Annotated in this window: 9 protein-coding genes; 5 read left to right on the top strand and 4 right to left on the bottom strand. The window is 75.1% G+C overall.

Annotated elements, in window-relative coordinates; translation table 11 throughout:
• The coding region (locus tag CCN44_RS29200) for a GNAT family N-acetyltransferase (RefSeq protein ID WP_143650030.1) at positions 1 to 205 on the top strand (205 nt) is incomplete at its 5' end.
• A gap of 112 nt (positions 206 to 317) precedes the next feature.
• Here the strand turns inward: CCN44_RS29200 and CCN44_RS29195 are convergent.
• Positions 318 to 806, bottom strand: coding sequence for a hypothetical protein (locus CCN44_RS29195; protein ID WP_208639861.1), 489 nt, complete (start codon positions 804 to 806; stop codon positions 318 to 320).
• Between the two features lie 260 nt (positions 807 to 1,066).
• On the opposite strand from CCN44_RS29195, the gene CCN44_RS29190 reads away from it, so the two are divergent.
• A complete protein-coding gene (locus CCN44_RS29190) occupies positions 1,067 to 1,723 on the top strand; it encodes a maleylpyruvate isomerase N-terminal domain-containing protein (RefSeq protein ID WP_086700865.1) in 657 nt (218 codons plus the stop codon).
• 77 nt (positions 1,724 to 1,800) lie between these two features.
• Here CCN44_RS29190 and CCN44_RS29185 read toward each other — a convergent pair whose 3' ends face one another.
• Complete coding sequence (locus tag CCN44_RS29185) at positions 1,801 to 2,556, bottom strand: FG-GAP repeat domain-containing protein (protein ID WP_086700862.1); 756 nt, start codon at positions 2,554 to 2,556, stop codon at positions 1,801 to 1,803.
• Between the two features lie 325 nt (positions 2,557 to 2,881).
• Between CCN44_RS29185 and CCN44_RS29180 the strand changes: the two genes are divergently transcribed.
• Positions 2,882 to 3,535, top strand: a complete 654-nt coding sequence (locus tag CCN44_RS29180; protein WP_086700859.1) for a hypothetical protein — start codon at positions 2,882 to 2,884, stop codon at positions 3,533 to 3,535.
• A gap of 121 nt (positions 3,536 to 3,656) precedes the next feature.
• On the opposite strand, the gene CCN44_RS29175 is transcribed toward CCN44_RS29180, so the two are convergent.
• Positions 3,657 to 4,553 (bottom strand): NAD(P)-dependent oxidoreductase, encoded by an 897-nt coding sequence (locus tag CCN44_RS29175; RefSeq protein ID WP_086700856.1) that lies wholly within the window; start codon positions 4,551 to 4,553, stop codon positions 3,657 to 3,659.
• A 34-nt stretch (positions 4,554 to 4,587) separates the two neighbouring features.
• On the bottom strand, positions 4,588 to 4,770 hold the full coding sequence (locus CCN44_RS29170) for a hypothetical protein (RefSeq protein ID WP_086700853.1): 183 nt from the start codon (positions 4,768 to 4,770) through the stop codon (positions 4,588 to 4,590).
• A gap of 112 nt (positions 4,771 to 4,882) precedes the next feature.
• On the opposite strand from CCN44_RS29170, the gene cpt reads away from it, so the two are divergent.
• Entirely contained in the window at positions 4,883 to 5,416 is a 534-nt protein-coding gene (gene cpt, locus CCN44_RS29165) for a chloramphenicol phosphotransferase CPT (RefSeq protein ID WP_223284016.1), read from the top strand.
• Positions 5,417 to 5,575: 159 nt separating this feature from the next.
• A partial coding sequence (locus CCN44_RS29160) for an alpha/beta hydrolase (RefSeq protein WP_158103163.1) occupies positions 5,576 to 6,007 on the top strand: 432 nt, incomplete at its 3' end.

The following is a 6,007-nucleotide window of genomic DNA, read 5'->3' as shown; positions in this document are numbered from 1 at the left end:
GGTCCACGGGGACTTCGTGTTCAACGAGATGACCGGCGTACGGGCCGGCTACCGGGGGCGTGGCATCGCCATCGCCATGAAGACGCTCGGGCTGGAGTTCGCCAAGCAGTGCGGAGCGGCCACGGTCCGGACGTTCCACCACCCCGCGAACGCCAGCGCCATAGCCATGAACCGCAGGACGGGCTTCGTGGACGCGGAGGACTGAAGCCGTCGGCGGGCGGGGCGGTGGGCGGTTGAGGGCGCCGGGGGAGGTGAGGGTCCGTCGAGCCCGCGCGGCGCCCCCGCCCGCCGGTCCGGCTTCCGGATGCCGGTCGTGGTCAGGTCTTCGCAGTCCAGGGCGGAGCGCCCTCGTGTCCGTTCGCCAGCCGGCGCCGCCACCACAGGTGCGCACGCCACTGGCGCCGGTCGGCGAACGGATCCGGCAGGGTGCGCGCCGCGTACTCGGCGTCCAGCGCGCGCACGCGGTGTCTCAGCTCGGCACGGGGACGGGGCGGCAACTGCCGCAGCACCGTCTCCAGTACGTCGCGGGCGTGCCGTACGTCGTCGAAGGAGCAGCCCCGGCAGTCGCACTCGGAGTGCCGGGGATACCGGGGACGGCGCCCGGGTGGCCGCAGGAACGCCCGGTACCGGCGCAGCGCGTGGGCGGTGGCGCCGCGGTGGACGTAGTAGTCGTCGGAGCGCCTCTCCACGCGCTCGATCGCGCGGCTGGTCCGCAGGGAGAGGCCGTGGATCCGCTCGGCCGGGAGGCCGCGCGGGGCACGGAGAGGCTGTTGGGCGCGCAGCGCGCGGGGCCGCTTACGCGGCATCGGCCTTTCGGTGGCTGGTCATGACCGCCATCATGCCACCCGGACGCGGCCTCGCGCGGGGCCCGGCGGCAGGCCCGGACCGCCGGGTCCCCGCCGCGGCCCCGGCGTACGGCGGTGAAGACACGGCGGGCGTGCTGGCCCCGGGGCAGCCGCCCCGGATGACCGAAGGGGCTGCACAGGGTCAGGGTGACTCCCGCGAGCCGCCGGGGGCCGCGGGGAATTCGGTCGAAGGACCGGCGGGGCGCTGCTAGTTTGCGGCCGTGGATCTCTTCTCGCGCTCGTGGGCGGCCCTGCGGACGGCGGTCGCCGAACTCCCCGACGAGGACTTCGCGCGGCCGTCGGGCTGCACCGGCTGGCTGGTCCGGGACCTGGTGTGCCATCTGGTCATCGACGCCCAGGACGTGCTGATCACCCTCGTGACGCCGGCCACGGGGGAGCCGACGCACAACGCGGTGACCTACTGGAACGTGACCGGCACACCGCCGACCGGCGACGACCCGCTGGACGCGCTGACCGTCCGGCTGGCCGCCGCGTACGAGGAGCCGAAGCTGCTGAAGTTCCACCTGGACGACGTCGGTTCGGCCGCCGGGCGCGCGGCGGAACTGGCCGACCCGGAGCAGCGGGTCGGCACCCAGGACATGGTCCTCACCGCGGGCGACTACCTCTCCGCGTACGTCCTGGAGTGGACCCTGCACCACCTGGACCTGATCGCGCACCTCCCGGGCGCGCCGCAACCGCCCGCCGAGAGCCTCGCCCGCTCCCGCGCCATGCTGGAGGAGATCGCCGGGGCGCCCTTCCCCGCGTCGTGGTCCGACCAGGACGCCCTCCGCGTCGGCACGGGCCGCCGCCCGCCGACCGACGCCGAACGCGCCCGGCTGGGCCCGCTGGCCGCGGAACTCCCGTTCGTGATCGGCTGAGCGGGCCCGGCCGGACCGCCCCGCAGGGGCGTCTGCGCCAGGAGGCCGGCCGGGGCGCGGTCGGCTCCCGGGACGCGTCAGCCGGCCGGCTCCCCCGCCCCGCACCGCGGATAGAACGCCGCCAGGCCGCTGTCGGAGAGGGTGGCCGGAGGGTGGTAGCCGGTGTGCGGTGCCTCCCTGGTGTAGGCGCGGCTGCCGGGTGCGAGGCCGGTGTGTGCGTCGCCGAGGCGGGCCTGGGTCTCGTAGGTGCCGTCGCCGGAGTAGGTGTACGCCGCCAGGTCGGGGTGGCGGTCGTGGTCGTAGTCGGCCACGGCGATGTCCTTCGTGGCGCCCAGATCGAGCTGGACGACGCGCCGGCTGCGGCCGGTGCCGGAGAAGGGGCCCAGCCGCAACTCGGCCACCCGGGGCGGGATCGGGTCGTCGCCGCCCTGCTCCTCGCCCGCCACGACGACCAGATCGCTCCAGCCGTCCCGGTCGAAGTCCGCCACGGCGGCGCTGACATACTCCTGCCGGCTCCCGGTGCGGTCGGCCAGCCCCCGGGCGGAGACCGTCGTTTCGCGGGACGAGCCGATGCCGAGGGTGAGGGTCAGCCGGGTGCCGCGGTGCGAGGGGTCGGTGATCCGGTCCGGGTGGCCGTCGTTGTCGACGTCGGCGATCAGATCGCCGGACCGCGTCAGACACGCGGTGACGGCGGACGGTCCGGTCGGGCGCGGCGGCGGCTGCCCCAGAGAGTCCTCGCCGCCCGCGAGCAGCAGCAGACCCCCCGCCAGCAGGGAGGCGGTGCCGGTGAGGCGTCTGGGCCGGAGAAGTCGGCTGGGCGGGCGCACTGCCATGGGGAGGGATCGTAACCACCGGCCGGAGACGTCCGGACAGCGGGGCGGGGCCTTGTGTCCGAGGGGTGCCGTGGACGGGTTCGGGGTCTACGGCCGGACGCTCGGCGCGGCCGAGGGCGGCCCACCGGCCCAGGTCTACGACCCCGGTCTGACGGCCCGGTCTGACGGCCTCGACGGACATCGGCTGTCTTGACGGGAGGCCGACGGGGCAGATAGCAGGGGCGGGAACGACACCACGGGGTCGGTTTCGCCGCCTCGGCGGCGGTGAAAACAAGTCGACCCACCCGTATCATCCAGGTGTCGCACCGTCAGGAGCGGAGGAAAGATGCCGGACAGCGCTGGGCCCGTCACCGAACTGGCCTCTCAGTATGTCAGCCAGGTGACCAACGACCTCGAACACAACCTCAAGGAGCAGGAACGCATCACGGCGGAAATCGCCGCGCTGCAGGAGCAGTTGGCCACCCTGCAGCACGACCACGCCATCCTGCTCAGCATGCAGCAGGCGCTCGGCATCGCCGCACCGGCCGGCAGCGTGGTCGTACCCTCCCCCCGGAAGAAGAGCGGCGGCGCGCGGCGCACCGACGCGAAGAAGCCGGAGGCGAAGAAGCCGGAGACCAGGAAGCCCGCCGCGAAGAGGCCGGCCGCGAAGAAGGCGACGGAGAAGAAACCGGCGGCCAGGAAGGCGACTTCGGAGCCGGCGCAGCCCACGCTGATCGAACTGGTCCGCCGGCACCTGGAGGAGCAGCGGGAACCGCGCTCCGCCGCCGAGGTCACCGAGGCGCTGGGCCGCGCGCATCCCGAACGCGGCATCCAGACCAAGGTCGTCCGCACCACCCTCGAGAACCTCGTGGCCAGGAACGGCGCTCAGCGCACCAAGCAGGGCTCGTCCGTCTTCTACACCGTGTCGGCGGAGACGACGGCGTCCCCGGCGGAGGAGCCGGCGGGCGCGCCGGCGGAGGGCACCGGCCCGGGCGCATGACCGCCCACCCCGCCGCACGGTCGACGGCAGCCGCCCGGCCGGCGGGGCACCGGGACAGTACCGGGGCCCCTGTGCCCTGCGGCGGCCTCGTGGTCGACCGGATCGAGGCCGCGGGGGTCCTTCAGGCGGACGGCCGGTCGGCGGGGTCGAAGCTGGCGAAGTAGGCGGCGGCCATGTCCTCGTCGGCGTGGCCCTGGGCGGCGGCCCGTTCCAGACGCGCGGCGCTCGCGGCGGCGACGTCCAGCCGCACGCCGTGCTCCTCGCCCGCCCGGACGATGAGCCGGGCGTCCTTGACGGCCGTGGCCACGGCGAACTGGGCCGGGGTCAGCCGGTCGTCGAGGATGAGCTGCGACTTGGCGTGCAGGTACCCCATGTCCAGCGGACCGCCCGCGATCGCGTCGAAGAAGCCCTGCGGGTCCACGCCGAGCGCCTGGGCCAGGGCCAGCGCCTCGCCGGTCGCGGCGGTGACCGCGAGGACCCAGCTGTTGGCGACGAGCTTCAGCCGGGTCGCGGTACCGGCGGCGCCGTCCTCCCCGGTCCACACGGTGCGGGTGCCCACCGCGTCGAACACCGGCGTCACGGCGGCGCGGTGCTCACCGGGGCCCGCGGCGAGCACGAGGAGCCGGCCGGCCTCGGCGGGCTGGCGGGTGCCCAGCACCGGCGCGTCGAAGAAGACCAGGCCGTGCTCGCGGGCGAAGGCGGCCAGGTCGCCGATGGCCTCGACGCCGGCGGTGGTGGACTGCACCCAGGCGGTGCCGGAGCGCAGCGCGGGAGCGGCCTCGCGCATGACGTCCAGGGTGGCCGGGCCGTCGTAGAGCATGGTCAGGACGACGTCGGCGCCCTCGACGGCCTCGGCGGGGGTGCCGGCGATGTGCGCGCCGTCGGCGGCGAGTGGCTCGGCCTTGGCGCGGGTGCGGTTCCAGGCGCGGACGGTGTGTCCGGCCCGCGCGAGGTTGCGGGCCATCGCGGCGCCCATGATGCCGGTGCCCAGGACGCTCACGGTGAGTTGGTCGGTCATGACCTCGACTTTCTGAAGGTGGCGGGGCTCGGGGTCAGGCGCCGGTCCGGCCGGAGGCGGCGCGGACCGGGCCGTCCAGCCACGCCTGGTGGCCGTTCAGCATCGGGTCCGGCGTCTGCCGGGCCGGTCCGGCGGCGGGCCGTCCGATCTGGGTCTCCTGGGTGAGGATACGGACCCGGCCGCCGGGAAGATCGTCCACCATCCGGGTGTACAGCACATCGAGCCGCTCCTCCGGGGGCCCTCCTGCCGGCCGTCCAGGACCGGGCGGGCCCGGGTCAGGCGCCGGAATTCGGTGTCCGCCGTCCCGTCCGGCTCCGTACTGTGGCACGGTGACGACTCAGGTGATCCTGCTCAACGGTGGTTCCAGCGCGGGCAAGTCCGGCATCGTGCGGTGTCTGCAGGCCGTCCTGCCCGACCCCTGGCTGGCGTTCGGGATCGACGCGCTCGTGGACGCGCTGCCGCCGCGCCTGCGGGAGGCGGACGGCGGGATCGAGTTCGCCGCGGACGGCGGGGTGCACGTCGGGGCGGACTTCCGGACGCTGGAGGCGGCCTGGATGGAGGGCGTCGCGGCGACGGCCCGCGCGGGCGCCAGGGTCGTCGTGGACGACGTGTTCCTCGGCGGAGCGGCCTCCCAGCAGCGGTGGCGGAAGGCCCTGTCCGGGCTGGCCGTGCTGTGGGTCGGCGTGCGGTGCGATCCCGCGGTGGCCGCGGCCCGCGAGATCGCCCGGGGAGACCGGGCCCGGGGCATGGCGGCGGCGCAGGCCGGCGTGGTCCACGACGGTGTGTCGTACGACCTGGAGGTGGACACCACCCGCACCGAGTCCCTGGCATGCGCCCGGGCCATCGCCGCCCACGTCGGCTGACCTGCGGAACCGTGGGGCGCGCGGCACGCCGGCCCGCGCCCCGCGTGCGACGGCCGGCGAATCCGTGCACTGTGGGTACACCGGCGGTGCGCTGACGGGCGCATGCCCCGCGTCCGGCGGTTCCAGCGTGGCGGGCCCCAGGAATCCGAGGAGATGCGCATGTCCGATGCCCAGGCGCCGGCCCGGCCGGTACTGGAACCCGCGGCGGCCGAGTTCGCCGCGGCGACCGCCAACCCGCCCTACCTCTTCGACCTGCCCCCCGCCGAGGGCCGCAAGGCCGTCGACGAGGTGCAGTCCGGCGAGATCGACAAGCCGGCCGTCGACGAGGAGTGGATCACCGTCCCCGGCGGCCCCACCGGCAGCGTCCGGGCCCGCATCGTCAAGCCCGCCGACACCACCGGCACCCTCCCCGCCGTCGTCTACATCCACGGCGCCGGCTGGGTCTTCGGCAACGCCCACACCCACGACCGCCTGGTCCGCGAACTCGCCGTCGGCGCCCAGGCCGCCGTCGTCTTCCCCGAGTACGACCTCTCCCCCGAGGCCCGCTACCCCATTGCGATCGAGCAGAACCACACCGTCGCGAAGTGGGTC

Origin of the sequence: Streptomyces tricolor (assembly GCF_002155905.1) — a bacterium.
GTDB lineage: Bacteria > Actinomycetota > Actinomycetes > Streptomycetales > Streptomycetaceae > Streptomyces > Streptomyces tricolor.
The sequence above is the reverse complement of the archived record's forward strand: the minus strand, read 5'-3'. Positions and strand labels throughout refer to the sequence as shown.